Genomic DNA, 25,290 nt, shown 5'->3' on the forward strand with positions numbered 1-25,290 from the left:
GCATGCCCGTGCGGGTTCTCCCATGTCATCGACACCCTCACGCTTGGAGCCGTACTCAGCATGCCCGATGACTTCAACCAGCAGATCATCGAAGAGTTCCGCGCCAACCAGGGCCGCGTCGGCGGCGTCTTCGAGGGAGCGCGGCTGCTCCTGCTGACGACCACCGGAGCCCGTACGGGCGCCCCGCACACGACGCCGCTCGGCTACCTGCCCGACGGCGACCGCCTGCTGATCATCGCCTCGGCCGGGGGCGCGCCCGCCCACCCGCAGTGGTACCACAACCTGCGCGCCCACCCCCAGGTGACCGTCGAGGACGGCGTCTTCACCTACCCGGCCAAGGCCGTGGTGCTGGAGAGCGAGGAACGCGAGCGGATGTTCGCCCGCGCCGTCGAGGCCGACCCGGGATGGGGCGACTACCAGGCCCGCGCCGGGCGGCCACTGCCGGTGGTGGCGCTGCTGCCGGTCGACGCCGGGCCGCCCGCGGGCCCCCTGGGCGACGCCCTGATCAGGATGCACGACGCCTTCCGCCGGGAACTGGAACTGATCCGGGCGGAGGCGGCCGCGTCCGGGCCGCGGCTGGGCGCACAGTTGCGCGTCACCTGCCTGACCATGTGCCAGGGCCTGCACGTCCACCACGAGCGCGAGGACGGCTTCATGTTCCCCGCGCTGGAGCGCCGCTACCCCGAGCTGGCGCCGGTGATGGACCGGCTGCGCGCCGAGCACGCGACCGTCGCCCGGCTGCTCGGCGAGCTCAAGGCCCTCCTGGCGGCCGACGACACCGACCCGGGGACGCTGCTGGCCGAGGTCGAGCGGCTCACCCGCGAGCTTGAGGCCCACCTGGACTACGAGGAGGAGCACCTCGTCCCGTTGCTCAACTGACCGCACACCGGGGTGTCCCTGTGACAACAGGGACAGGCGGGACGTATTCTGAAAGGGCGTCCGGGCCCGGCGCCACACTTCTCACCACCTCGCGGCGGCACTCTCGTGCCGTCACGCCGCCGGGCGCCCCCGCCTCCCCGGCGGACATACGCCTCCAAGAGCCCGGTCATGATGACGCTCGCCGCCCGGCGGCTCCATGTCTCCGGTCGACCACGCCATCTTGCTCGCGCTGAGCGAGGCGGACGGACGCCGACCGCGGCTTCGGGCCCGCCACTCGGGTACGTGCGACCAGCCCCAAAGCAACTCTCTGTAACATTTCAGGATCGCCACGTAGTGGTCACGGATGAGCGGTACGGAGCCGTAGCGACATCTGTACCGAGCAGGGTGCTTGCGAAGCTTCAGTGCGATCGGGGGAGAAAGGGCCCCTGCCGATGCGCAGAGAGTGGGAGCTGGAGAACCTCATCGAGTGCTGGGCACTGGATGAGGCCGAGGTCGAGTTACTGGCGAACAAGAGCGGTGCCACCCGTCTCGGATTCGCGCTGCTGCTCGGGTTCTTCGAGTCGGAGGGCCGTTTCCCGCGCCGGGAGGACGTGCCGACAGGCCGCGGTGGACTAGGTGGCGGGCCAGGTGAAGGTCGATGCGGCCATGTTCGCCGAGTACCGCTGGTCGGGCAGCACGATGGAGTATCACCGGGCGCAGATCCGCCGGTTTCACGGCTTTCGCGAGCCGACGGTCGCTGATGAGGACAAGCTGACGTTCTGGCCGGCCGACGAGATGTGCCCGGTAGAGACGTCGCGGGAGCGGCTGCGTGCCGCATTGCTGGCCCGCTGCCGGGAGGAACGGACCGAGCCGCCCACACCCAAGCAGATCGAGCGGCTGGCCGGCGCGGCCGAGGCGCTGTTTGAGCGGCAGTTCACCGCCACCACGACGCGGCGGTTGCCGGTCTCGGCGGTGGCCGCGCTGGAGGATTTGATCGCGGTTCCCGACCCCGACCCGGAGGGCGAGAGTGAGGCCGGGGCTGCCGGAGCGCGCAGCTTTCTGCAGGAGCTGAAGGAGGACCCGGGCCCGTTGCAGCTCGAGACGCTGCTGGCCGAGATCGTCAAGCTGGAGCGGGTCAAGGCGATCGGGTTACCGGAGGATCTTTTCGAGGGAGCTTCGGAGAAGGTCGTGGAGGCGTGGCGGGCGCGAGCGATGCGCATGTACCCGTCCGACTTCGCCGCCGCACCCGAGCCGATCAGGCTGACCTTGCTGGCGGCGCTGTGCTGGGTGCGTAAGGCGGAGATGATCGACGGCCTGGTGGAGCTGCTGATCCAGCTCGTGCACAAGATCAGCGTGCGGGCCGAGAGGAAGGTCGAGAACGAGATCAGCAGCGAGTTCCGGCGGGTGCAGGGCAAGAACGGCATCTTGGCCCGGCTCGCCCAGGCGGCCCTGGACCTGTCCGAGGAGCTCGTCCGCACGGCGATCTATCCGGTGGTGGGCACGGCCAAGCTGGCTGACATCATCGCCGAGGCCAAGGCGAACGAGAAGGAGCTCCGTACCCGGGTGCGGGTCAAGCTGCGCGGCTCCTACTCGCGGCACTACCGGCGTGGGCTGCCCAAGCTGCTGCGCGCGCTCAGGTTCCGGTGCAACGACACCGCCTTCCAGCCGGTGATGGACGCGCTAAGGCTGCTGGACCGCTACGCCGACTCCGAGGTCGTCTTCTACGACCGCGCCGAAACGGTCCCGATCGAGCACGTGGTACCCGAGGACTGGCAGGAGGCGGCGGCGAACATCTTCTCCACACCGTCGGCGGTCAACTCCCGGCGTGGCCGGTTCATGCCGACATTGTTGACCAAGACGTCCAGCGCGTTGCAGCGCTCGGCGATCTGGGATCGGAGCTGGAGCAGCCCGTGGAGGCTGGTGAGGTCGGCGGCGAAGGCGCTCACCCGATCGTGTCCGGCGCTGGTGCGGATGTCCTGCGCGGCTTGCTGCGCTTGGGCGTGATCGATCCCTACCAGGATGACGGAGGCTCCCAGTTTGGCCAGGCCGCGGGCTGTCTCCATGCCGATCCCCGCGGTCTTGCCCGTCATGTCGCTGAGTGTCATCTGTGCTTTCTCCAGGTTGGTCGGGACGCTGTCGTCCGGGTCGGTTAGGTGGAGCATCGGAACAGGGCATGGACATGGCCGTCAGCGCGAGATCAGTTCTCGCGTGAGGCCATGGAGGCGTAGTGCGTCATGCCGGTCGAATGCGCGGCCGTCCAGTGGCAGTCGGCGCTTCTGCCAGTGGGCGGTGAAGGGCCCGGCCGGCGGGTCGTCCAGGAGCGCGGTCATGGGTGCTATCGCCCTCGGGACCGATGTGGCGAACAGGGTGAAGAACGTCTTGGTCGTCGCACGTAGTGGTTGTGGCAGGCTCGCGGGCATGCCGGTGGAGACCACGCCGGGGTTGTAGCCGATATAGGAGACGCCGCTGTCGGCATGCAGAACGCCGAAGGCGACTCCGAGGAGGTCGTTGGCCCGGAAGGACTGCAGGGTGGCTTTGGTCCCGCTGTAGGTACGTGTCAGCTGCAGGTCATCCCAGTGGATGCGGCCCAGCGGCACACCGGGCGTGCCTACGTTCATGATGACCGGACTGCGGGCGGCCCGCAGCGCGTCGTGGAGGCCGTGGCTCAGCACGAAACGGCTGAGGTAGGCGAGCGCGAAGCTGTGCTCAAAGCCCTCGTGGGTGGTCACGCGGTCGCCGAAGAGCCGGTATCGCTGGGCGCAGAGGACCAGCTTGTCCACGACCGGTTGATCCTCGCCGAGCCGTTCGACGAGTTCCTGGGAGGCGGCCACCGAGGTGAGATCGGCGCGCACGAAGCTGGCCCGTCCGGTCGGCAGGGCTTTCGCTTCGGCGAGCAAGGCCTGTCCCTTTGCTGCGGTGCTGCCGACGGCGATGACGTGAGCGCCTTGGTGGAGGTAGTGGAGGGCCAGCCCTTTGCCGAGCCCATCGGTGCCTCCGGTGATGACCACGGTCTGCATGTTTCACCTGCTCTTCCCGCATACCCACCGAAGTGGATATGACATATCCGCTTATGTCGGACAGCCTAGCACGAAGTGGATATGATGTATCCATTTATCCGGACGGATGGGATGCCATGAGCGAAGAGACACCGGTACTGCGCCGCGACGCCGAGCACAACCGGCTGCGCACGCTGGCGGCGGCACAGGAAGTATTCGCCGCGCGCGGGCTGCAAGCCACGCTCAACGACGTTGCCCACCACGCGGGACTCGGCGTCGGCACCGTCTACCGACGCTTTCCCAACAAAGAGGCCCTCGCCGAGGCCATCTACGCTGGCAAGCTGGATGACATCCGTGCCGCGGCACAGGCCGCACTGGCAGGGCAGGACGCCTACGAAGCCCTGAGAGCCTTCCTCGAACATGCTTTGGAACAAGCCGCGACCGATCGCGGGCTCCGCGAACTTATACGGCAGGGTGCGGGCGAGAGCAAGCAGATCGCGCGCACCCGGGAAGGCATCGTGGAGTGCTGCGGCTGCCTCATCGCCCGCGCCAAGGAACAGGGCACGATGCGCGACGACATCACGGTGGGCGACATCGCGCCCATCGTTGCGATGATCGACTCCGTGATGGATCTGCCGTCCGCCGGTGCCGTTCAACCGTGGCGCCGCTACCTCGCGCTCATCCTCGACGGCCTACGGGCCAGGCCGGACCACCGAGGCCAGCGCTCTTCATAGAGCGAACGTGCCGACGGATCGGCGTTGGACGACATAAGTTGGAGCGCATCATCAAGAACCGCCCCATCAACTGGGACCTGATCGCCCACCACTACGGCCAGATGATCAAGTACGCCACAGCGCTCCGGTTGGGCACCGCCGAGGCCGAGCAGGTCCTGCGCCGTGGGCTCATCTGAAGCGATCGCTGGTGAACTTGGCGAAGAAGATCCTCACCGAGCTCGCTCGTCTGATCAAGACGAGACCGAAGCGGATGCAGTATCGTCCCGGGCTGATCAGCGGCTTTATCGCCAAGACCGGACTCGACCCAGAGCCGCCATAACGTCAGCCTTTAAGCCTCTCTACCTCGCCGGTGAGGAATTCCAGGCCGATGCCGGCGGCGCGCAGTGTCGCTTGTGAAACAAGCCCCGAACGGCCCTTGGAAACACAATCCGTGAGCGTGATTACAGAGAGCTACTTTGGGGCTGGTCGCGCGGACCCGAGTGGAGGGCCCTTCGGGGAGCGCGGGTTCAGGCGGAGCCTTCACCGTGCTGCGTGTCGTGCCTGTCGGTCGCGGCCGGGATGTGGGGGACCACGGGGGTCAGCATCGCGGAGCCGAGGAGCGCCAGCTTGTCGGCGTCGTCCGTGCCGGGATCGGGGTGATAGACGACGAGCATGATGCCCTCCGTCCCAGGGATGAGAAGTTTCTCCCTGTTGAGGGTTATTTCGCCCACCTGGGGGTGGTTGAAGGGCACTGCCGCGCCGCCCCGGGGCCGCACGTCGTGGCGGGCCCACAGCTGCCGGAAGAGCGGGCTGGCCAGGGAGAGCTCACCGACGAGTTCGATGAAGCGCGGATCGGTGGTGTCGGTGCCGACCGCCTCGCGGAAACCGGCGACCAGCCCGGCGGCGGCTCCCTCCCAGTCGGGGAAGAGGGCCTGCTCGCCGCGGTCGAGGAACACGTCCCGCAGCCGGTTGGCGCCCGCGACGAGGCGCGGCGAGAGGGCCGTGGCCAGCGGATTGGCGGCCAGGACGTCGAGGTAGCGCCCCTCGACGAACGCCGGTACGGGGAGCATCGCCACGAACTTGGCGGTGCTGAGCGGGACGGTCTCCTTCCGCCGGCCTTGGCGGCGGCGGGGTTTCTCCGCGGTGAGTCCGAGCAAGTACGCCCTCATGTCGTCGTCGAGGCGCAGAACGCGGGCCAGCGCTTCGAGGACCTGCGACGACGGGTTGCGGTCGCGACCGCGTTCCAGGCGCAGGTAGTAGTCGGCGCTGATGCCGGCCAGCATGGCGACTTCCTCGCGGCGCAGGCCCGTTACCCGCCGCACGCCCAGGACGGGCACGCCGGCCTCTTCGGGGGTGACGAGCTCACGGCGAGCACGGAGAAAGGCGCCCAGCAGGTTCGGCTCCTCGGTCATATCCCCACGGTAAGCCGCGAAGGACGCCCGCGCGGGGGCCCTGTCAGACCCCTGGCTCGTGAAGGTCCTGGCTAGGGTCGGTCGCCGGCCGGATCGTTGTCGAGGGCGCTGACCTGTCGCGGAGCCGCCCAGACCATCCCACCGATCATCGGAGCGAGCACATGATCACAAGTGGACAGCGCGTCCTCGTCACCGGCGGGTCCGGTTTCATCGCCGGCCACTGCATTCTCCAACTCCTCGAACACGGCTACCTCGTGCGCACGACCGTACGGTCACTGAAGCGTGAAAGCGCGGTGCGGGCTGCGCTCGCTGACGCCGGCATGGTGAACCGCGACGCTCTGAGCTTCGTCGCAGCCGATCTCACGAGCGACACGGGATGGGCCGAAGCCGTCCGCGGGTGCGACTTCGTGCTGCATGTCGCCTCTCCTGTGCACACCGACAACGTCAAGAACGAGGACGACGTCATCGTCCCCGCTCGTGACGGCACTCTGCGCGTGTTGCGCGCCGCCCGCGGCGCCGGCGTCAAGCGGGTCGTCCTCACCTCGGCATTCCACGCCGTCGGCTTCGGGCACCCCCACACCGACCGCACTTTCACCGAGGACGACTGGTCCGTCCTCGACGGACCGGGCGTGGACGCTTACGGCAAGAGCAAGACCCTCGCCGAGCGCGCCGCATGGGACTTCATCTCGGCCGAGGGCGGTTCGATGGAGCTGACCACGATCCTGCCCGTCGCGGTCATGGGGCCCGTGCTGGGCAAGGACGTCTCCGGCGCGAACCACATCGTGCGGCGAAGCCTTGATGGGCAGATGCCGGGCTACCCGAACATGTGGATCCCGATCGTCGACGTGCGCGACGTGGCAAGCGCCCACGTGGCGGCCATGACGGTTCCCGGCGCCGCGGGCCGGCGGTTTCTCGTCGCCGGCGGGCCCGCGATCGCGATGAAGCAGATCGGGACGACCCTGAAGGAACATCTCGGTGACGCCGCCAGGCGGGTGCCGACCAGGACCATCCCCAACATCGTCGTGCGGATCGCCGCCCTGTTCTCGCCGGAGTTCCGTCCCGTCGCGGCCGATCTCGACCACGTCAAGAAGGTCTCGACCGAGAAGGCCCGCCGCGTGCTGGGCTGGCAGCCGCGCAAGTCGGAGGACGCCATCATCGCGTCCGCACAAAGCATGATCGCGAAGTCGCTCGTCAAGCACTGACCCACCTGCCGTCCGCGGTCTACTCCCGGCGTCGTAGTCCGGCGGGTCGTTGATCCCTGAGGGGTAGTCGGAGATGACTCCGCTCGTAAGACGCCCCTGACCAGCGACTGGACGACGATTGCGGTCATGAGGACCTCGGTCGGTACATCCACACGCTCTGCGCGGCCGGGACTCACCCTCGCCGCGGTGGCCGTCGTGCAGTTCATGGTGTCGCTGGATCTGTCGGTGGTGAACGTCGGGCTCCCGGAGATCGCCGCCGGCCTCGGCTTCAGCGCGGTGGGCCTGACCTGGGTGATCCACGCCTACGCGCTCACCTTCGGCGGGCTGCTCCTGCTGGGCGGCAAGGCGGCCGACCGGTACGGCCGCAGGCGGGTCCTGCTCCTCGGGCTCGGCCTGTTCGGTCTCGCCTCACTCGTCGGCGGCTTCGCCCAGGAGCCCGGCCATCTGATCGCCGCCCGAGCCGCGCAGGGCATCGGGGCCGCCGCGCTGGCTCCGGCCGCGCTGGCGCTGCTGACCACGACGTTCCCCGCGGGCAAGGCCCGCGTCCGGGCCTTCGGCATATGGAGCGCGACGAACGCCGCCGGGGGAGCGCTCGGCGTCCTGATCGGCGGCCTGCTCACGGAGTACGCCGGCTGGCGCTGGGTGATGTTCGTGAACGTGCCCATGGCCGCCTGCGCGCTGGCCCTGGTCTGGCGGGGCGTCGCCGGAGGCCCGCCACCGGCGCGCGGCAGCCGTCCGGACGTCCTCGGGGCCGTGCTGGCCACGGCGGGCGTGACGCTGCTGGTGTTCGGCGTCGTCCGGACCGGCCAGTATCCGTGGACCTCGCCGGTCACCGTGACGACCCTGGCGGTCGCCGTCGCGCTGCTGGCCGCGTTCGTCCACGTCGAGCGGACCACCGCTCGCGACCCGCTGATCCGGCTCGGCCTGTTCGCCAACCGCTCCGTCGCCGGTGCGAACGCCTACAACCTCCTGGCCGGTGCGGCCATGGCGTCGGCCTTCTACTTCGTGTCCCTCCACCTGCAACGCGTGCTCGAAACGGGACCGGCGCTGACCGGGCTCATGTTCGTGCCGCTGGCCCTCGGCGTGATCGCCGGCTCCGTGCTCGCCGTCAAGCTCGGCTACCGTCTCCCGCCGCGTACGCTGCTGATCACCGGTGGACTGCTGACCGCGACCGGGATGGCGTGGTTCGGCCTGATCAGCCCGGACGGTGCTTTCGTCACCGACGTGCTCGGGCCTTCCATCGTGGCCGGCGTCGGTTTCGGGCTCTGCCTCGGACCAGTCGTCTCCATCGGCACCGCAGGCGTGGCGCACCACGAGACCGGCACGGCATCGGGCCTGCTCAACAGCTCACGCCAGATCGGCGCCTCACTCGGGCTGGCCGCACTCGGCACCGCGGCGCAGCACCGCACCGGGCAGACCGTCACACCCGAGACCCTCAACGACGGGTACGCGCTCGGCCTGACCCTCAGCGCCGGGCTCCTGGTCGCCGCCGTCCTCATCGCCCTGACTGTCCTGCGCCGGGCCGGCCCTCCGTCATGGGCCGAGCAGACCGATGACCGATCGACCGGCACCCCGGCAGTCGCACGAAGGAAGGATGCCCCGGCATGACCACCACCCCGATCGATCTGTTCGCGTCGCTTCTCCGGCTTCACCAGGACGGCGAGATCCACGCCGGGACGAGAGCCCTGGACTGCGACGAGGACGGCTGGCGGCTGATGGCCTTCCACGCGAAGACCGACGCCGACGTCCACGCCGACCGCTGGGAGGTGCATCCCGAGGCCGAGGAGATCGTGTGCTGCCTCATCGGAAAGTTTCGCCTCTACCTCCGCCCGGAACGGCCCGGACGACGGGAGGAAGAGATCAGGCTGCCGGCCGGCACCGCCGCCATCGTCCCGCGCGGGCGCTGGCACCGCATCGAGCTGGACATCCCCAGCACCATCATGGCCGTCACCCTGCCGCGTGGCACCCGGCTGGAGAAGCGGATCGAAGCCTAGAACCGGCATGGAGGGTCACACGATGAAAACGGAGCAGGCGGAGCCTACGGCCGTCGTAGGTCTCGGGGAGTTGTCGCGTCCCGTCCGGCCCCGGCTGGGCATCGCGATCGGCCTGCAGGCCGTCGCGGCGGTGGTCGCCGTGGTGCCGTTCGCGGCGGTGGCGGAGCTGGCCAGGGTGCTGCTGGCGGCCGGTCCGGCCGACCGCGGCAGAGCCTGGGCGGTCGCCGCGATCGCGGCGGGCGCGCTGGCGGTATGGCTGCTGCTGACCACCGCGGCGGGAGCGCTCGCACATCACGCGGATCTGGATCTCCAGTTGTCGGTACGGCGGCGTCTGGTCGACCGGCTGGGCCGCGTTCCGCTGGGGTGGTTCACCGATCGGGGCGCGGGCGGCATCGGGAAGGCGGTCCAGCACGACGTGGACGCGATGCATCACCTGGTCGCGCATTCCCTGCTGAACTTCACCGGGAGCGCCGTCACACCGCTGGTGACGCTGGTCTACCTGTTCTGGGTGGACTGGCGGATGACGCTGATCCTGCTGATCCCGATCGTGATCGGAATCGCGCTGTTCGTCCGGCTGGTGATCAGCCTGAACGCCGGGACGGCGGCCTACGACGATGCCCAGCAGCGCATCGTCAGCAGCGTCATCGAGTTCGTCGAAGGCATCGCAGTGGTGAAGATGTTCGGGCAGGCCAGGCGCGCGCATCGGCGCTACACGCGGGCCGCCGACGATTTCGCGACGTTCTTCATCGCCTGGATGTCGACGAGTTTCCGGGCGAGCGCGGTCTCGGCGCTGGTGCTGAGCCCGGTCACCGTTCTGCTGACGGTGCTGGCCGGCGGCACGGCGCTGGTCTCCACCGGGAACCTGGACGCGCTCGACCTGCTGCCGTTCGCGATCCTCGGGCTGGGGCTGGCCGCGCCCGTGCAGGCGCTGGACTTCCACAGCCACGACCTGGAGATGGCGAGTGCGGCGGCCAAGCGGGTGGGTGCGCTGCTCGCGGCGCCGGCCCTGCCGCTCCCCGCCGAGCCTCGGCAGCCGGACCTCGACGGGGGCGTCCGGGTGGAGTTCTCCGGGGTGGAGTTCGCCTATGACGCGGATCGGCCGGTGTTGAGCGGTGTCGATCTGGTGCTGGCGCCGGGCACCGTGACCGCGCTGGTCGGGACGTCCGGTTCGGGGAAGACGACCCTGGCGAAGCTGCTGCCGCGCTTCTTCGACCCGACCGCGGGCACCGTCGCGGTCGGCGGCGTCGACCTGCGCGAGATCGCGCCGGACCAGCTGTACCGGCTGGTGTCGTTCGTCCTGCAGGACGTCCAGCTGCTGGACGCCAGTGTGCGCGACAACATCCGCCTCGCCCGTCCGGACGCCGACGAGGAATCGGTGCGCCGCGCCGCGCGGGCGGCGGCCATCGACGAACGCATCTGTGCGTTGCCGCGCGGCTATGACTCGGTGGTCGGCCGGGCCGTGCGCTTCTCCGGCGGTGAGGCACAGCGGATCTCCATCGCCCGGGCCATTCTCGCGGACACCCCGATCGTGGTGCTCGACGAGGCGACCGCACATGCCGATCCCGAAGCGGAGGCGCTGATCCAGGACGGCTTGTCGGAGCTGGCGGCCGGGCGGACCGTGCTCGTCGTCGCGCACCGGCTGGCTTCGGTGGTCGGCGCCGATCACATCGTGGTGCTCGAACAGGGCCGGATGGTCGAGCAGGGCACCCACGAGGAGTTGCTCGCCGCCGACGGCCGGTTCGCGCGGATGTGGCGGCTGCAGGAGCAGACCGGTCTCGGAGACGCCTACGCCGGGGCCGGCGGGACGAAGGAGGAATGACGATGATCCGTCGACTGTTCAACGCGCTCGGCCCTGAGCACGGCGGCGCGCTGCGCCGCCTGCTGGGCTGGTTCACCGCCGCGGCGCTGCTGCAGGGAGTGGCGTTCGTCCTGCTGGTCCCGGCGCTGCGCGAGCTGCTCGGCGCGCAGCCGGAGCGGGCCTGGCCATGGGTGATCGCCCTCGCGGTGCTGTGGGCCGGCTATGCGGCGGTGAACTACCCGGCGACGCTGATCGGTTACCGGACCTGTGCGGATCTGCTCCGCGACCTGCACCGCCGCATCGGTGACAAGGTCGCGCGGCTGCCGCTGGCCTGGTTCACCGCCGATCGCGTCGGCGGGCTCGGGCGCCTGGCCTCGCAGCGCGTGATCGACGTCATGGGGCTGCCCGCTCACCTGCTGCGGCAGCTGGTCGACGCCTTCGTCACACCGCTGGTCGTGGTGCTGGCCATGGTCCTGTTCGACTGGCGGCTGGCCGTCTCGACGGCCGTCGCCGCGGTGGCGGTCGCGGTGGTGTACCGCGTGGCCGGCCGGGGCATGCAGGCCGCCGACCGGGAGGCGGACCGCATCCACGCCGACGCCGCCGGGCGGGTCGTGGAATTCGCGCGCGCCCAGCCGGTTCTGCGGGCCTTCGGCCGCACGGTGGAAGGGCATGCCGCCCTCAATGAAGCGCTCGCGGCGCAGCACGCGGCCGGTGGCCGGATGCTCCGCGCCGGCATGCCGGGCATCGTCGGCCTCGGCTTCATCGCGCAGGCGGCGTTCATCGCGCTGCTGTCCCTGGGCACCTATCTGGTGCTCGACGGTTCGCTGGCGACGGCCGAACTGGTCGCGCTGCTGGTGCTGGCGGCCCGGTTCGTCGAACCGGTCATGCTCACCGCGGAACTCGGTGGCGCCATCCGGGTCGCCGAGAACGCGTTGACCGAGATCAACGCCCTGCTCGACATCGAGACGCTGCCCGAACCGGAGACGACGCGGCGGGCGGCCGGCGCCGACGTCGAACTCGACGGCGTGCGCTTCGGATACGACGGCACCCCCGTGCTGGACGGGCTGTCGATGCGGGTGCCGCAGGGCCGGATGACCGCCCTGGTCGGCCCGTCCGGTGCGGGCAAGACGACCGTGATCAAGCTGATCGCGCGGTTCTTCGATCCCGACGCCGGCACGGTACGGGTGGGCGGTGTGGACGTTCGCGACATGCGGACCGAAGACCTGACATCACTCATCTCGGTGGTCTTCCAGGACGTCTACCTCTTCGACGGCACGATTCTCGACAACGTGCGCATCGGGCGGCCCGATGCCACCGACGAGGAGGTCTACGCCGCCGCCCGCACCGCGCGGGTCGGCGACATCGCGGACCGCCTGCCAGGCGGCTGGGACGCTCCGGTCGGAGAGGGCGGCAGCCGCCTGTCCGGCGGTGAGCGGCAACGTATCTCGATCGCGCGCGCCCTGCTGAAGAACACCCCGATCGTGCTGCTGGACGAGGCGACCGCCGCGCTGGACGCCGACAACGAGCACGCCCTGCGGGAGGCCGTCGCGGCGCTGGCCGGGCAGCGCACCGTACTGATGATCACTCACCGCCTGCAGACCATCCGCGACGCCGACCAGATCGTGGTGCTGGCCGACGGAGTCGCCGCCGAGACCGGAACCCACGAGGAGCTTCTCGCCGCGGGCGGCCGCTACGCCCGGTACTGGCGGGAACGCAGCCGCGCGGCCGGATGGCGCCTGACCCGCCGCGACACGCTCACCGTCCCGAGCTGACGCCACCTGTCCGCGATCAGCTGGGTCGGAGTGCTGCTTCTCCTGCCCGGCCGACCCCCAGGGCGCCATCCAGAAAAATGCAACGTACTCCAAATTTGTGGTAGACTCCATCAATGTGGCGGAAGGACTGCGGGAGCGGAAGAAACGGCTGACCAGGCAGCGCATCTCCGAGACGGCCGTGCGGCTGTTCGTGGAGCGCGGCTTCGACAACGTGACGATCGCCGAGGTCGCGGCCGTCGCCGAGGTGTCGGTCAACACCGTCTACAACTACTTCCCGGCCAAGGAGGACCTCGTGCTGCCGCCCGAGGAGGCCTCGCCGCGGCGGCTGGCCGACATCGTGCGCGAGCGGCCCCCGGGGCAGTCCGCGGCCGGGGCGGTGCTCGCGCGGCTGCGCGAGGAGGTGCGCGAGCGCGAGCGGCGGGTGGGCCTGAGCGCCGGGTTCGGGCGGGTGCTGGAGATGATGCGGGCCGCGCCCACGCTCACCGCGCGGCTGGAGGAGCTGGGTCACCAGATGACGGAGGCGCTGGCCGCCGTCCTGGCGCAGGAGACCGGCGCCGAGGCGGACGACCCGCTGCCGCGGGTGGTGGCCTGGCACATCGGCTGCCTGCACGCGCTGGCGCTGAGCGAGATCGCCCGACGCACCGCCGCCGGGCAGCGGCCCGAGGAGATCGCCGGGGCCGTGCTGGAGCTGCTGGACGCCGCCGAGAGCGTGCTGGGCGAACGCGTCCTGACCTATGCCGTACGAGAGGAGCCCGTGTGTTCAGGGTGACGATCAGGGGGAAGTTCGCCGGGCTCGACGACGCCGGGCGGGCCGCCGTACGGGCGGCGGGCGGCATGGCGTTCACCGAGGCGGGGACGTTCACGCACGACGCGAGCGTGTCGGCGTTCACGTTCCGCTGCCAGGTGCCGGCCGGGCCCGACGACGGCGAGGACGAGGCCGCGCTGGGTGCGATGGCGGCGCTGGAGGCGCACGGCCAGCCGCACGAGATCCTGCGGCTCGCCGTGACCGACATGCGGGAGATCAAGATCCGGCGTCGCCAATGATCTCAGATCTGGGATACATTCCCGGATGTGATACAGGACGTCGAAGCGCGGCTGGCCGAGCGGCTCGCCGCGTTGCGCGCCGGACGCGGCTGGTCGCTGGAGGAGCTGGCGAGCCGCTCCGGGATCAGCCGCTCCACACTGTCCCGGCTCGAACGCGGCGAGATCAGCCCCACCGCGGCCCTGCTCGGCAGACTCTGCGCCGTCTACGAGCGCACGATGTCGCGGCTGCTGGCCGAGGTCGAGTCAGAGCCGCCGCAAGTCGTCACCGCCGCCGGCCAGCCCGTGTGGCACGACGAGGAGTCCGGGTTCGTACGCCGCTCGGTGTCGCCGCCGCACCCCGGGCTGCGCGGCGAGGTCGTCGAGGGGCGGCTGCGGGCCGGGGCCGACATCGCCTACGACACGCCGCCCGTGCCCGGGCTGGAGCAGCACATCTGGGTCCTGGAAGGGACGGTGGAGATCACCGCCGACGGGCGTACGCATCGGGTGGAGACGGGCGACTGCCTGCGCTTCCGCCTGTGGGGCGCCTCCCGGTTCCGCTGCCCCGGCCCCGTACGGTACGCGATCTTCGTCGTCCTGCCCTGACCCCCGATCGGAGGAGTGCATGCCCAGCATCGAGCGCGTATCCGCCGCGGAGTTCGGCTCCTGCGTCAAGGAGCTGGCCGGCCTGCTGGCCGACGCCGTGGAGGGTGGCGCGTCCGTCGGGTTCGTGACGCCGTTCGACCACGAGGACGCCGCCGCGTGGTGGCGGGCGCAGGCCCCGGCGGTGGCGGCCGGCAGCCACCTGGTGTGGGCCTGCCGCGAGGACGGCGTCCTGCTCGGCACCGTCAGCCTGGTCCTGGCGAGCAAGCCCAACTCCCGCCACCGCGCCGAGCTGGTCAAGCTGATGGTCCGCCGCTCCGCGCGCGGACGGGGCCTGTCGCGCGCCCTGCTGGCCACCGCCGAGCGGGCCGCGGCCGAGGCGGGGATCGAGCTGCTGATGCTCGACACCGAGACCTGCAGCACCGCCGAGCGCGTCTACCTCACCGGCGGCTGGACCCGTTACGGCATCGTCCCCGCGTACGCCGGAGCGCCCGACGGGACGCTGCTCGACTGCAGCTTCTTCTACAAGCGCCTCTCATAGGGGTCAGCACACAAGCCCAAAACCCGTGCACGTGCGAGCGGGTGGGTTGACGCACCGGGGATCTGAAGATCGCCGATTTCGCGGGGGGAAGCCGATGCTGCCGATGCCGATGTGCTGGCCCGGACCTACACCGTGCAGGCCAAGCGGGTCGCGCTGCTGGTGTGCCTGGCGCACACCGCCCAGGCGCGGGCGCATGATGACCTGGCCGAGATGTTGTGCAAGAGGATGGCGGCCACCGCCAAGACCGCACCCGGCACATCCAGCGGGTCACGCACCGTCACCAGCTGAGGGCGAACCCGAGCCTCATGTGCGAGGTCGAAGACCTCTCGCAGGTGAAGCGATCTTCAAGACCCTGCACATCCGGTTCTACATCGACGTCGACGAGACCTACCAACCGCGAGATCATGGACGACCGTCCACCTGGACGCCGCCGTGCGTCAGCTCAAAGATCAGGGCTACTCGTTCCGGGAGGAGGACATGGCCCGGCTGGCCCAGTTCGTCCACTCCCACCTCGGCGTCCACGGCACCTACACCTTCGCCCTGCCCGACCTCGCCACCGGCGCCATCCGCGACCTGCGTGAACCGACGCCGCCGAAGACGACGAGATCTGACCCGTCACGCGCTTGGCCCGCGAGGAGGCTGAGCGCAGAAACTAGCGGTAGCCCGTCGCGATTCTCAGCTCAGGCATGAGGTGGGAACTCGGCGGGTCGAGGAGTCCAACCGGATGTCGTGGCCGAGCGTTCGTTTGACGAGCGGTTCGTTGGACGCTTGGACCGCGCCCGGGGCTGGGCGCAGTGGCGATCATGCTGGGTGCCGGTCATTGATGCGGGATGTCGATGCCAGCCGCGCGCAGTTTCGCCTCGACCAGCGCGTTCAACCGGGCGATGGCTGGTGCTTGGTCTTCCCGGTGGTGGTTGACCACCCCGTACCGGGCGGCGGCATCGGACTGGTTCTGAGACCCGGTCGGCGGTGCCAGCAGCGCGCGGTCGGCCAGTAGCTTGTCGGCCAGCGCGGACGCAAGTTCCGCGATCCGCGGGTCGTCGGGATCCCAGGACATCGCATCGACGCCGCGCTTGGTCAGCTCGACGAGTTCGGGATCGTCGAGCGAGTGTTCGAGCCGGGTCAGGAAGCCGTCGAAGATCTCCGGAACCAGTGCCCGGGCCAGCACCAGAGCCTCCCGTTGGGCGGCCACGTAGTCGGGGCTGAAGCCGAGTTCGGCGAGTCGGTCCAAGACCGCGCAGGCCCGGTCGGGAAGCAGGGCCCGGTCACCGTGGGCAAGCCGGTGCAGCGTGTCGCGGCGCGCGATCAGGTCTTCGATCCGTTCGGTGAGCCGCCGCTCGACGTCGTCCAGGGAGGCGGCGAATTCCTCGGGATCGGAGTCTATGAGGTCACCGATCTCGGCCAGCGGCACGCCGGCCTCGGCCAGCGTCCGGACCTGGACCAGCCGCAGCAGGTCGGCCGACCGGTAACGCCGGTAGCCCGACCCGTCGCGTTCCGGCTCGGCGACCAGGCCGAGCCGGTGATAGTGCCGCACAGTCTTGATCGTGACGCCGACGAACGCCGCCGCCTGACCGATCGTGAGCCCGTCTGCCATCGTCTTAGCGCACCTCCAGGTCGCGGGTGGCTGCCGTCTCGCACACCGCGTCGGCGACGGCCGAAAAGTCCGTGCGCGGGATCGAGCCGTGGTCGCCGGCGACCTTCGCATTCATCTTGGGGTACGGGTGGCGGGCGATCATAGGGCGAGGCTAGCGCGTAGCTGTTCCAGTCCATCACCGCGCCGGAGCGCGCGGACCGCGGCCCAACCGCTGGCCCAGGCCCCGGGGACGCCTGAGATCGGCGCAGATCAGCTCGTGATCGCGACAGGGTTGACCTTGACCTTAGGGCAGGGTGCACGCTCATTGCATGGCCGCCGAATGGGGCCGGTAGCCACCAAGGCTGCGGTGAGCTCGAACGCTGGAGACAAGGAGTTTCATGATGAGACAAAGCAACAGCGGCTTCTCCGATGCGGGGCTGCGCAGACTGCGCGAGGTGCTGGCACGCCATGTCGAGTCCGGAAAGATTCCCGGGCTGGTCGCCCTGGTCAGCCAGGGAGGCCAGACGCACGTCGAAGCGCTCGGGACGATGCGGCATGACGGTGGCGCGCCGATGCGCCGGGACACGATCTTTCGGATGGCGTCGGTGTCCAAGCCGGTCACGATGGCCGCGGCGATGGTCCTGCTCGACGAATGCCGGATGCGGCCGGACGACCCGGTCGATGAGTGGCTGCCCGAACTCGCCGACCGGAAGGTGCTGAAACGGCCCGACGGCCCGCTGGAGGACACCGTGCCGGCCCACCGGCCGATCACCGTACGAGACCTGCTCACCTCAACGTTCGGGCTCGGAATGGATATCGAACTGCTGGACTCCCCGATCAGGGCCGCGATTTTCGAGGCGACCGACTACAGCGTGGCGTCCGGACCGGCGCCCGAGCCGGACGAGTGGATGCGCCTCCTCGGCCAGCTCCCGCTGTCGTACCAGCCCGGACAGCGGTGGCAGTACGACCTCAGCCACGAGGTGCTCTGCGTGCTCGTTGCCAGGGTCACCGGCCAGTCGTTCGGGACGTTCCTGCGCGAACGCATCCTCGATCCGCTGGGCATGACCGACACCGGTTACCATGTGCCCGCCGACAAGATCGACCGGCTACCACCCCTGTACGGGCCTGACCCGCAGACCGGAGAGTTCCTGGTGTGGGACGAGGCCGCAGGCGGACGGGTCAGTCAGCCTCCGGCATTCCAAGGCTGCGCACTGGTCTCCACTGTCGACGACTACCACGCCTTCTTCCGGATGCTGCTGAACAACGGCATGCACCAGGATCGGCGGATCCTGTCCCGGCCCGCCGTCGAGCTGATGACCACCAACTGCCTCACGCTCGCGCAACAAGCCGCCCGCGACACCATGTACAGGAACATCGCCCATCTGTCGGCCGGGCTGGCGTTGCACGGCGGCTGGGGCTTCGGAATGGCGGTGCGCACCTACCGCGCCGACTACGCGCCCATCGGCCAGTTCGGCTGGGACGGCGGAACCGGCACCACCGTCTACGCCGACCCGACCAACCAGCTCACCGGAATCTTGCTCACTCAGGTCGGGATGTCCACCCCGGATCCGGCGCGGCTGTTCCACGACTTCTGGACCACCCTCTACCAGGCCATCGGCGACTGACACCGAGCGCGGACGCCAAGCCGAGCAGGCACAACCAACATGGGCCCAGCTGAGGCGGCCCGGAGGAGAAAGTGATCGAATTGAACTCCTGCTGGCCAACTGCGTGATTTTCCATACCGCGCTGGACCTGATGGAGGTGATGCGCCAGCTTCTGCCGGAGGGCTGAAAGACCGGGCCGAAGTGCTACGTCTGCGTCCCGACGACTTCGACCGTGACCTGCCCGAGATCGACTTCACCACCCTGTCCGAGGCGGCGCAGCGGTGGGCCTGCTACGGCTGTTGTAGGGCTGTCAAAGGCGCAACCCGAGGGGCGCCGCTGCCACCAGGCCGCCGTCGATGACGAGGTCCTGACCGGTGATGTACGACGCGTCGTCCGAGGCCAGGAAGGCGACGGCGGCGGCGACATCGTCCGGGTGGCCGAGCGAGCCGAGCGGCACCTCCGCCGTGATGCGGGTCTCCGCGTCGGGGTCGATGGCGGACCGGTACATCTCGGTCTCGATGTAGCCGGGGCTGATGGAGTTGACGCGGATGCCACGCGGCGCGAGGTCGGTGCCGAGGGTGCGGGCGAGGTTGTGCACGGCAGCCTTGCTGGCGGCGTAGATCGAGGCCGCCGGGAGGCCGCGGTGCAGGGTCCAGGAGGCGTTGATGACGACGGCGCCTCCGTCGCCCATCAGCGGCAGCGCGTTTTGGATGGTGAAGAACACTCCCTTGAAGTTGATTTCGACGGTGTGGTCGAAGTCCTTCCGGGTGAACTCTGGCCTGAAGTCTGCAATTCCGGCATTGGCGAAGACCACGTGGAGAGTACCGCGCCAGGTCTCGACGCGCCGCATGAGGAGGTCGAGGTCGGCGTCGACGCTGACGTCCGCGCGGACGGGCAGGACCCGCTCGGAGCCCAGGAGTTCTGCTGCGGTGTCGAGGCGGGGCCGGTCGCGGCCGGTGATGACGACGTACGCGCCCTCGTCGAGGAGTCTGCGCGCGGTCGCGAAGCCGATGCCGCTGGTGCCGCCGGTGATCAGAACTGTTTTGTTCGTGAATCGCTTCATGCCGCCGATTCTCGAGCGGTGCGAGCTTACGCGGCAGTGTTGGCTGAACCTGGGTCTGACACCACCACCAAGCGCTCCAGCAGGGCCTCCGTTCCCGTCCCGGGTGCGGGGGTGTGCAGCGATAGGCGGTGGCCGGGCAGTTCGGGCAGCGGCAGGGTGGTGGCCTCGAAGGTCAGCGTCCCCAGGCCGGGAATCTCCAGGGCCTTGGTGCCGTGAGTGGGGCCGCCCACAGGGAGTTCCGCCCAGATCTCGGCGAAGGCGCGGCTCGCGCCGCACATGTCCGCGGCCAGGCGGCCGAATTCGGGATCGTCCGGGTAGCGGGCGGCGTCCGCCCGGAACAGGCCGATCATCGCTCGCGCCGCGTCGTGCCAGTCCACGACTGCCGCACGGTAGCGGGCGTTGGTGAAGAAGCTGACCAGGCAGTTGTGGTCGTACTCGTTGCACTGGAACACGATCTCCGCCGCGCGGTTGACCGCGAGGACGTTCCAGTGCCGGTCGATGACGTACGCGGGCAGCGGCAGCCAGCCCTCCAGCAGCCGCCGCACGGCATCGGGAACCCGTCCTTCGGACGGCGCCGCCGGCGGCGGGTTGAGGCCGGCGAGGAGGTACAGGTGCTCGCGCTCTGCGGGCTCCAGGCGCAGCACCCTGGCGATGGCGTCCAGGACGTCGGCGGAGACGTTGATGTCGCGTCCCTGCTCGAGCCAGGTGTACCAGGACACTCCTACGCCGGCGAGCACCGCCACCTCCTCCCGCCGCAGCCCGGGCGTACGGCGGCCCTCGCCTGCCGGCATGCCCACGTCAGCGGGCGTCACCCGGGCTCGCCGCGACCGGAGGAATGCGCGCATCTCGGAGCTGCGCCGCTGCCGCGCATCTGTGGAGAGCCGGGAAATGCCCATCAGGTCATGTTATGTCGTGATTAACAGACCTCATCTGTACGGGCGCGCCCCCGCGTGTCGCTGCCCGGGGATGCCGCCGACCGGGCCGCCTTGTGTGGGGGTCCCAGTAGTACTGAAGAAATTTCGGGCGACAATGCTACTGCCCTGGCCTAATGGGTCCATCCGTCGTCAGGGCTTGGTGAGGCGGCGGCGTGCGGCCGCTCGGAGCGGCGGCGCTGCCCCAGGATGCATCTTCCGCCGTCGTGAACGAGGACGGTGTGTAAACCTGGCAGGAATCCGTACGCGCAGCGTCGTCGCGCCGATCATCGGTCGGGTGGAAGCCTTCCTCGCATTCGCGTTATGAGTGATTAGTGGTCATGAGTGACGTTGTGACTTTTGAGCTGGCTTGTCGTAGACGCCGATGGTCCACTCGCTTGGACGCTGGTTCACTACCTCGGCAAGGCGTTCCGGCGTCGTGACGATCGTTTCCATGTCGTAGATGCCGCCGCCATCCTCGATTTTCTGACCGAGTGGCTCGGAAGGGAAGATCCCGATCTCCAGGTTCTGAGGCTTGCCGAGCCATCCCGGACCGGCGGACTGCCAGTCGTGCTGGGCACGCCCACGCCCGCACCGTCGCCGAAGCCTCCGGCCGCCAAGCGTTGGCCCACCCCCCGGACGCCAACGACGACGGGCGGGCCGGATGTCCTTCACCGCGCTTCACCCCACCACTGAGCCGTGCCGGCGCGGTGGCGTCCTTGGGTTACAGCCGCAGCGCCGGCAGGAGAGCGGCCGCGCGTATGAGTGACAGCGTGATCTTCGTCCCGGCGAGGACTCCCAAGCGTCTCCGCCGTAATCACTCGTGAGCGGGCCATTCCTCGGCCAGGAGCGCGTATGAGAGACCGTCGAGCCATCCCTTGGTGCGGTGGAGTGAGTCTCTCACCGTGTGCTGTTCGCGGCGCATCCCGACCCGCTCCATCAGCCGCCACGAGGGTTCGTTGTCGTAGAAGCAGTCCGCGTGCAGGCGGCGCAGGCCAAGACTCTTGAAGGAGATGTCGATGAGGGCGCGTACCGCTTCGGTGGCGTAGCCCTTGCCGCCGTAGGAGGGATCGAGCGTCCACCCGAGCTCTCCTTGGACGCTTTTCGCCTGGTCAGCGACCTCTTCCTGGGCCCAACCGTCCTGGACCTTCAGTGTCAGGTCGCCGATCACCCGGCCGTCCAGTTCGACGATGAGCAGGTCGACGAGCCGCTCCTCGCGGAGGAAACGCTCACGGTAGTCGTCGTAGGTCACTGTGGCGGCCACGACCCATTCGTGAGTCTCCGGCAGCTGCCGGAAGGCCCAGGTCGCGTCCAGGTCGTCGGGAGCAGCCCGGCGCAACAGCAGCCGCTCGGTGGAAATCGGCCAGTCCAGCGTGTCAAGAGGGTGACGCATGGGCCCTCATACTGACAGCGGGCTGTGGTGATACACAAACGGATTACTGCGGACGACGACTCCAAGAACGGCGCGGCGATCGCCCTACAGGAACCGACAGGACACCGAAGCGACCAGGGCTCCCGGAAAACCCGCGTCCTGAAATCAAGTGGGCCCGGAGGCCGGGGCGGGATTGGTCGGGTGTCACAGGGCGGGCGGGGCCGTCGGCTCCGTCTGGGGGCGTCGCGGAGGGCGTCGGCGACGGCGTACCGCGAAGCTCGCATGAGCAAGGCGCGTTCAGATCAGTCAGTTTGAAGACGACCTCGGTAATCAGTGCAGAGGACTTCAGAAACCGACAACCGCAGATGAGCGCTGTCGATAACGCGTGTCGAAAATCAATGTCGGTGAAGGGTACGCGCGGATTGGATTTCGACAGTGCTCTTCGGCTACGCATCGACGCGCTGCTGCGCGCGGGCGTTGACCGCAACAACATCCATCTGGACAAGGCCAGTGGCGCCAAGAATTCTCGGCCCAGCCTCGATCTGGCCCTCAAGCTGCTGCGCGAGGGCGACACGCAGAAGGTCACCCGGCTGGACCGGCTGTCGCGCTCAGTCCTGCACTTGGTCACCCTCGGGGCGGACCTGCGCGAATGTGGGGTGGGACTGCATGTGATCGAGCAGGGCATCGACACCGACACGATGGAGGGGCGCGCGATGTTCGGCATGCTGTCGGTCCTGTCCGAGCTGCAGCGCGAGCTGATCGTGGCCAACACGATGGACGGCCTGGCCTCCGCCCGCGCCCGCGGCCGGGTCGGCGGACGCCGGCCCAAGCTCACCGCCGACCAGGCCGCCCTCGCCCAGCAGCTGTACGACACGCGGGACAAGACCGTCCAGCAGATCGCGGACCTATTCGGGGTGCCGCGCTCGACGGTGTACGGGCATCTGAAGGGCGGCACTGTGCGCCGCCGGCCGAAGAAGACCCTGGATGGGGCGTAGTGGGGACGGGGTCCGAGTCTTGTTTGTCATGGCCGGCCTACCGGCCGCCGGGGCTTGGGTGGCGGGGTGATCTGGTCGGCGTAGGGCCCGGTATGGGTGTCGGCCAGGTTGTCCGACCCGGCCCGCAGGAGGCCGGCCCGGTGGTTGGCCACCAGCCTTGCGGGCTGGAAGATCATCGTGACGTCCGCTCAGTACTCCAGTGACCGTCCTGATCGCCGGCCTCGCCCTGGGGGCGCTGGGCATGGCAGGGCTCCACCATCGACTCCCACAGCGGCCACGTCGTCCTGCTGGTCACTCAGCTCGTGGTCGGCGACGCGATGGGGCTTCGGGAGCACCTTGGCCACCTCCACCATGGCGTAATCACGTTTGGCGGCGGCTGCGGTAGGCGGCGGTCTTGGCTCGCGCCGTACAAGCCGCACTGCAGTAGCGGCGCGAGGCGTTGCGGGTCAGGTCGATGTAGACAGCCTCGCACTGGTGCGCTCCGCACACCCCGAAGCGGTCGGGGCCGTAGCCGTCCACGATGAGGGCCAGCGCGGTGGCGAACTCGCCGCCCAGCGCTTCCACCTGGGTGCCGCCCGAGCCGTGGAAGTGCAGATGGAACGGCTGGCCGACATCCTCGACCAGGTACGGCTGCGCGCCGTACCGGCCGATCATCGAGTTGATGCGATTGGCCTGGTCGGCTGGATGCTCGGCCAGCAGTGCCTGCCGCAGTTCGGCGGCCAGGTCGGTCAGGCGCCGGCCCGCATCCGGGACGGCGCGCAGGGCCGCGCCGGCGCGGTCGCCGAGTTGGGCGGCGAACGTTGTAGCCAGGTCCTCGCCCGCCAATGGCTGCACCGAGGCGCCGCCCCGCCAGTGCGCCGTGGCCAGGTTGACCAGCTCGGCGATCAGTGGCGCCTGCCGGGTGACGTTACAGGCTATCTCCACTTGACTGGTAACACTCCTTCTGTGTGTCATAGGCATAAGGCAGTTAGATAGTAACGGAGTCGCCATGTTCGCGCCCTATCGCCGTCTGCTCACCCATTCAGGCGTCCCCCACCTGCTCGCCACCGACATCATCGTCAAGCTGGGCACCCCCGTGCTCAGCCTCGCCCTGCTGCTGGCCGCCGTCGATCGGCTCGGCTCCTACGCCACCGCCGGACTCGTGCTCACCGGCCACGCGCTGGCCTTGGCCCTGTGCGCGCCGCTTGGAGGACGCATCGCCGACCGGTACGGCCCGGGCCCGGCCCTGACCGGTTACCTGGCCGCCCACACCCTCGCCTACACCGTGCTCCTGCTCGCCCCGCCTGCCCTGATGATCGGCGCCGCGGTGCTCCTCGGCGCCACCACCCCGCCGGCCGGATCAGTCATCAGAAGCGCCTGGCCACGCATCGTCCCCTCCGGTTCCCTGCCCGCCGCCTACGCCGCCGACAACGCCATCAACGAACTGATGTTCATCATCGGCCCCCTGCTCGTCCCGGTCCTGACCTGGGTCGTCCCAGCCCATGGCGTGGTGACCGCCGCGGGCGCCGCGGTCCTGGCCGGCACCGCCCTGCTGCTGATCTCCCCGGCAGTACGGCAGGCCACGCCCACCCCGCCCGGCAGACTCCACCTGGCCGGACCACTCACCCACCGATACACCCTCCTACTCCTGACCATCACCGCCTTCGGCACCTTCACCTTCGGCTGCCTGCGCATCGCCACCGTCGCCTCGGCCACCACCTTCGGCTCGGCGGCCTCCGCCGGCCTACTGATGGGCCTCCTGTCGGCCGGGGCCCTCCTGGGCACCCTCGGGTACGGCGCGCGGGCCTGGCCCCTCAGCGGCGGACGCCTGCTCGTGCTGCTCTCGCTCGCCGAAGCGGCCGTCCTACTCGGCGGAAGCTGGGCAACCGGCTTCGTGCCGCTCGCCATACTGATCACTCTCGTCGGACTTGTGACCGGCCCACGCGACGCCGCGGTGCCCGCCCTGCTCGCCGATCACACCCCCGCCCGCTACCACACTGAGGTCTTCGCCTGGCTCAACACCTTCATGTGGGCCGGCTACGGCCTGGGCACCGCCGTCGCCGGCCACCTCACCGGCCCCCACGACACCGGTGCCACCGCCTTCGCCGCGGCCGCGGCCGCAGCCGTGGCATGCGCGATCCTGGCGGCCGTCGCCAGCAGGTTCACCTCACCTTTGCCGACGCCCGCCGCAGTGCCGAGCGAGAATCCTCCCCAGAAATTGATCACGTCGCGGGCAACTGAGACGGGGGAAGAAGGCTGAACATCCGGTAGGCCCGTCGTGACCACCGCTGCCGGGTCCAGCCGCTACGTTCCCGGGCCCCGGTTACGGCGCAGGAGGCGGCGGGCCGCCGGTCAGGCGCGAACGGGGTGCGGCCGCGCGGCTTGTGGACCGCCGGCATGGTGGCCGGCAACAGCACACCAGCGCCAAAGCGGCGTGGACCACTCACAGACGGATGGCGCAGCATCTGCAGACGGCCGCGGCGTCCGGATCGATTCTCGACACTGTCTTCACAAACTCCAAAAGACCAGGCGGTGGCCGTCATCATGTGGCTCCAACGTTTCAAGATCGCGACACGTCACTGGAGTACTGGTCCAGGACAGGAGGCCAGAGATGCGATGACAGGGAGCGTGCACACCGCCGCAGTTCTCTTCCAGGTAGCCGGTGCTTGCCGACAGCCTCTGGCCGGAGTCGATGACTGCGACCCAGTCGCCGACCTGTGCCGCGCACAGGTCGGGAAAACGCGAGACGGAGGTCGCGTCTTCGAACCCCATCGTGGTCTCCGTCGCCAGGAAGACGTCCGGCACCGCCCTGGGCAGCTTGTCCGTCTTGACTACCGCTGCGGCGCATGGCCTCGGCCGGTGCATCCCCACTTCGGTAGCTGCC

28 protein-coding genes and 2 pseudogenes are annotated in these 25,290 nt (G+C 69.5%); 18 read left to right on the forward strand and 12 right to left on the reverse strand.

Annotated elements, in window-relative coordinates:
- Positions 1–60 precede the first annotated feature (60 nt).
- Entirely contained in the window at positions 61–879 is an 819-nt protein-coding gene (locus tag ACIBP6_RS07500) for a nitroreductase/quinone reductase family protein (RefSeq protein WP_397049779.1), read from the forward strand.
- A gap of 627 nt (positions 880–1,506) precedes the next feature.
- Positions 1,507–1,755 (forward strand): annotated as a pseudogene (locus ACIBP6_RS07505) (DUF4158 domain-containing protein); the annotation flags it as partial.
- A gap of 824 nt (positions 1,756–2,579) precedes the next feature.
- Here ACIBP6_RS07505 and ACIBP6_RS07510 read toward each other — a convergent pair.
- The gene (locus ACIBP6_RS07510) at positions 2,580–3,020 is read right to left on the reverse strand and encodes an SDR family NAD(P)-dependent oxidoreductase (protein ID WP_397049781.1); all 441 of its coding nucleotides are present in this window, start codon (positions 3,018–3,020) and stop codon (positions 2,580–2,582) included.
- 24 nt (positions 3,021–3,044) lie between these two features.
- Positions 3,045–3,875 (reverse strand): SDR family NAD(P)-dependent oxidoreductase, encoded by an 831-nt coding sequence (locus tag ACIBP6_RS07515; protein ID WP_397049783.1) that lies wholly within the window; start codon positions 3,873–3,875, stop codon positions 3,045–3,047.
- A 116-nt stretch (positions 3,876–3,991) separates the two neighbouring features.
- Here ACIBP6_RS07515 and ACIBP6_RS07520 point away from each other — a divergent pair, with 116 nt between their 5' ends.
- Positions 3,992–4,588, forward strand: coding sequence for a TetR/AcrR family transcriptional regulator (locus ACIBP6_RS07520; RefSeq protein ID WP_397049785.1), 597 nt, complete (start codon positions 3,992–3,994; stop codon positions 4,586–4,588).
- Between the two features lie 50 nt (positions 4,589–4,638).
- Positions 4,639–4,752 (forward strand): annotated as a pseudogene (locus ACIBP6_RS07525) (Tn3 family transposase); the annotation flags it as partial.
- A gap of 342 nt (positions 4,753–5,094) precedes the next feature.
- On the opposite strand, the gene ACIBP6_RS07530 reads toward ACIBP6_RS07525, so the two are convergent.
- Positions 5,095–5,979: a helix-turn-helix domain-containing protein gene (locus tag ACIBP6_RS07530; RefSeq protein WP_397049787.1), complete on the reverse strand. Its 885-nt coding sequence runs from the start codon at positions 5,977–5,979 to the stop codon at positions 5,095–5,097.
- 161 nt (positions 5,980–6,140) lie between these two features.
- Between ACIBP6_RS07530 and ACIBP6_RS07535 the strand changes: the two genes are divergently transcribed.
- The 11 genes from ACIBP6_RS07535 (at position 6,141) to ACIBP6_RS07585 (ending at position 15,599) form a co-directional block, all read left to right on the forward strand.
- A complete protein-coding gene (locus tag ACIBP6_RS07535; protein WP_397049789.1) occupies positions 6,141–7,181 on the forward strand; it encodes an SDR family oxidoreductase in 1,041 nt (346 codons plus the stop codon).
- 186 nt (positions 7,182–7,367) lie between these two features.
- Positions 7,368–8,789, forward strand: coding sequence for an MFS transporter (locus ACIBP6_RS07540; RefSeq protein ID WP_397049791.1), 1,422 nt, complete (start codon positions 7,368–7,370; stop codon positions 8,787–8,789).
- Complete coding sequence (locus tag ACIBP6_RS07545; protein ID WP_397049793.1) at positions 8,786–9,175, forward strand: cupin domain-containing protein; 390 nt, start codon at positions 8,786–8,788, stop codon at positions 9,173–9,175. Before ACIBP6_RS07540 ends, ACIBP6_RS07545 begins: the two co-directional genes overlap by 4 nt.
- Positions 9,176–9,197: 22 nt before the next feature.
- Positions 9,198–10,994: an ABC transporter ATP-binding protein gene (locus ACIBP6_RS07550; RefSeq protein ID WP_397049795.1), complete on the forward strand. Its 1,797-nt coding sequence runs from the start codon at positions 9,198–9,200 to the stop codon at positions 10,992–10,994.
- A gap of 2 nt (positions 10,995–10,996) precedes the next feature.
- Positions 10,997–12,745: an ABC transporter ATP-binding protein gene (locus tag ACIBP6_RS07555; RefSeq protein WP_397049797.1), complete on the forward strand. Its 1,749-nt coding sequence runs from the start codon at positions 10,997–10,999 to the stop codon at positions 12,743–12,745.
- A gap of 115 nt (positions 12,746–12,860) precedes the next feature.
- The gene (locus tag ACIBP6_RS07560; RefSeq protein WP_397049799.1) at positions 12,861–13,514 is read left to right on the forward strand and encodes a TetR/AcrR family transcriptional regulator; all 654 of its coding nucleotides are present in this window, start codon (positions 12,861–12,863) and stop codon (positions 13,512–13,514) included.
- Positions 13,502–13,789 carry a DUF6204 family protein gene (locus ACIBP6_RS07565; RefSeq protein WP_397049801.1) on the forward strand — a complete coding sequence of 96 codons (288 nt, stop codon included), beginning with the start codon at positions 13,502–13,504 and terminating at the stop codon, positions 13,787–13,789. The genes ACIBP6_RS07560 and ACIBP6_RS07565 overlap by 13 nt, the downstream gene beginning before the upstream one ends.
- A 27-nt stretch (positions 13,790–13,816) precedes the next feature.
- Positions 13,817–14,371, forward strand: coding sequence for a helix-turn-helix domain-containing protein (locus ACIBP6_RS07570; RefSeq protein WP_397049803.1), 555 nt, complete (start codon positions 13,817–13,819; stop codon positions 14,369–14,371).
- A gap of 19 nt (positions 14,372–14,390) precedes the next feature.
- Positions 14,391–14,909, forward strand: coding sequence for a GNAT family N-acetyltransferase (locus ACIBP6_RS07575; RefSeq protein WP_397049805.1), 519 nt, complete (start codon positions 14,391–14,393; stop codon positions 14,907–14,909).
- Positions 14,910–15,020: 111 nt separating this feature from the next.
- Positions 15,021–15,197, forward strand: a complete 177-nt coding sequence (locus ACIBP6_RS07580) for a hypothetical protein (protein ID WP_397049807.1) — start codon at positions 15,021–15,023, stop codon at positions 15,195–15,197.
- A gap of 144 nt (positions 15,198–15,341) precedes the next feature.
- Positions 15,342–15,599 (forward strand): hypothetical protein, encoded by a 258-nt coding sequence (locus tag ACIBP6_RS07585; protein ID WP_397049809.1) that lies wholly within the window; start codon positions 15,342–15,344, stop codon positions 15,597–15,599.
- Between the two features lie 127 nt (positions 15,600–15,726).
- Here ACIBP6_RS07585 and ACIBP6_RS07590 read toward each other — a convergent pair whose 3' ends face one another.
- Together ACIBP6_RS07590 and ACIBP6_RS07595 are read right to left on the reverse strand one after the other, a co-directional pair.
- A complete protein-coding gene (locus ACIBP6_RS07590) occupies positions 15,727–16,503 on the reverse strand; it encodes a MerR family transcriptional regulator (RefSeq protein ID WP_397049811.1) in 777 nt (258 codons plus the stop codon).
- Positions 16,504–16,507: 4 nt separating this feature from the next.
- A complete protein-coding gene (locus ACIBP6_RS07595; RefSeq protein ID WP_397049812.1) occupies positions 16,508–16,645 on the reverse strand; it encodes a hypothetical protein in 138 nt (45 codons plus the stop codon).
- A 238-nt stretch (positions 16,646–16,883) separates the two neighbouring features.
- Here ACIBP6_RS07595 and ACIBP6_RS07600 point away from each other — a divergent pair, with 238 nt between their 5' ends.
- Positions 16,884–18,107 carry a serine hydrolase domain-containing protein gene (locus tag ACIBP6_RS07600; protein ID WP_397049814.1) on the forward strand — a complete coding sequence of 408 codons (1,224 nt, stop codon included), beginning with the start codon at positions 16,884–16,886 and terminating at the stop codon, positions 18,105–18,107.
- Positions 18,108–18,396: 289 nt separating this feature from the next.
- On the opposite strand, the gene ACIBP6_RS07605 is transcribed toward ACIBP6_RS07600, so the two are convergent.
- The 4 genes from ACIBP6_RS07605 to ACIBP6_RS07620 form a co-directional block, all read right to left on the reverse strand.
- Positions 18,397–19,149 (reverse strand): SDR family NAD(P)-dependent oxidoreductase, encoded by a 753-nt coding sequence (locus ACIBP6_RS07605; RefSeq protein WP_397049816.1) that lies wholly within the window; start codon positions 19,147–19,149, stop codon positions 18,397–18,399.
- A 26-nt stretch (positions 19,150–19,175) separates the two neighbouring features.
- Positions 19,176–20,045, reverse strand: coding sequence for a helix-turn-helix transcriptional regulator (locus tag ACIBP6_RS07610; RefSeq protein WP_397049817.1), 870 nt, complete (start codon positions 20,043–20,045; stop codon positions 19,176–19,178).
- Between the two features lie 354 nt (positions 20,046–20,399).
- The gene (locus ACIBP6_RS07615; protein WP_397049819.1) at positions 20,400–20,735 is read right to left on the reverse strand and encodes a hypothetical protein; all 336 of its coding nucleotides are present in this window, start codon (positions 20,733–20,735) and stop codon (positions 20,400–20,402) included.
- A 142-nt stretch (positions 20,736–20,877) separates the two neighbouring features.
- Positions 20,878–21,453, reverse strand: a complete 576-nt coding sequence (locus ACIBP6_RS07620; protein WP_397049821.1) for a GNAT family N-acetyltransferase — start codon at positions 21,451–21,453, stop codon at positions 20,878–20,880.
- 290 nt (positions 21,454–21,743) lie between these two features.
- Between ACIBP6_RS07620 and ACIBP6_RS07625 the strand changes: the two genes are divergently transcribed.
- Positions 21,744–22,427 (forward strand): recombinase family protein, encoded by a 684-nt coding sequence (locus ACIBP6_RS07625; RefSeq protein ID WP_397049823.1) that lies wholly within the window; start codon positions 21,744–21,746, stop codon positions 22,425–22,427.
- A 26-nt stretch (positions 22,428–22,453) separates the two neighbouring features.
- Here the strand turns inward: ACIBP6_RS07625 and ACIBP6_RS07630 are convergent, their stop codons facing one another.
- Both ACIBP6_RS07630 and ACIBP6_RS07635 read right to left on the reverse strand, forming a co-directional pair.
- The gene (locus ACIBP6_RS07630; RefSeq protein ID WP_397049824.1) at positions 22,454–22,603 is read right to left on the reverse strand and encodes a hypothetical protein; all 150 of its coding nucleotides are present in this window, start codon (positions 22,601–22,603) and stop codon (positions 22,454–22,456) included.
- A gap of 184 nt (positions 22,604–22,787) precedes the next feature.
- Positions 22,788–23,351: a CGNR zinc finger domain-containing protein gene (locus tag ACIBP6_RS07635; RefSeq protein WP_397049826.1), complete on the reverse strand. Its 564-nt coding sequence runs from the start codon at positions 23,349–23,351 to the stop codon at positions 22,788–22,790.
- A gap of 64 nt (positions 23,352–23,415) precedes the next feature.
- Between ACIBP6_RS07635 and ACIBP6_RS07640 the strand changes: the two genes are divergently transcribed.
- On the forward strand, positions 23,416–24,666 hold the full coding sequence (locus ACIBP6_RS07640) for an MFS transporter (RefSeq protein ID WP_397049827.1): 1,251 nt from the start codon (positions 23,416–23,418) through the stop codon (positions 24,664–24,666).
- 248 nt (positions 24,667–24,914) lie between these two features.
- Here ACIBP6_RS07640 and ACIBP6_RS07645 read toward each other — a convergent pair whose 3' ends face one another.
- Entirely contained in the window at positions 24,915–25,211 is a 297-nt protein-coding gene (locus ACIBP6_RS07645) for a hypothetical protein (protein WP_397049829.1), read from the reverse strand.
- Positions 25,212–25,290 lie beyond the last annotated feature (79 nt).

The sequence above is a fragment of the Nonomuraea terrae genome (genome assembly GCF_044465245.1).
Taxonomy (GTDB): Bacteria; Actinomycetota; Actinomycetes; order Streptosporangiales; family Streptosporangiaceae; genus Nonomuraea; species Nonomuraea terrae.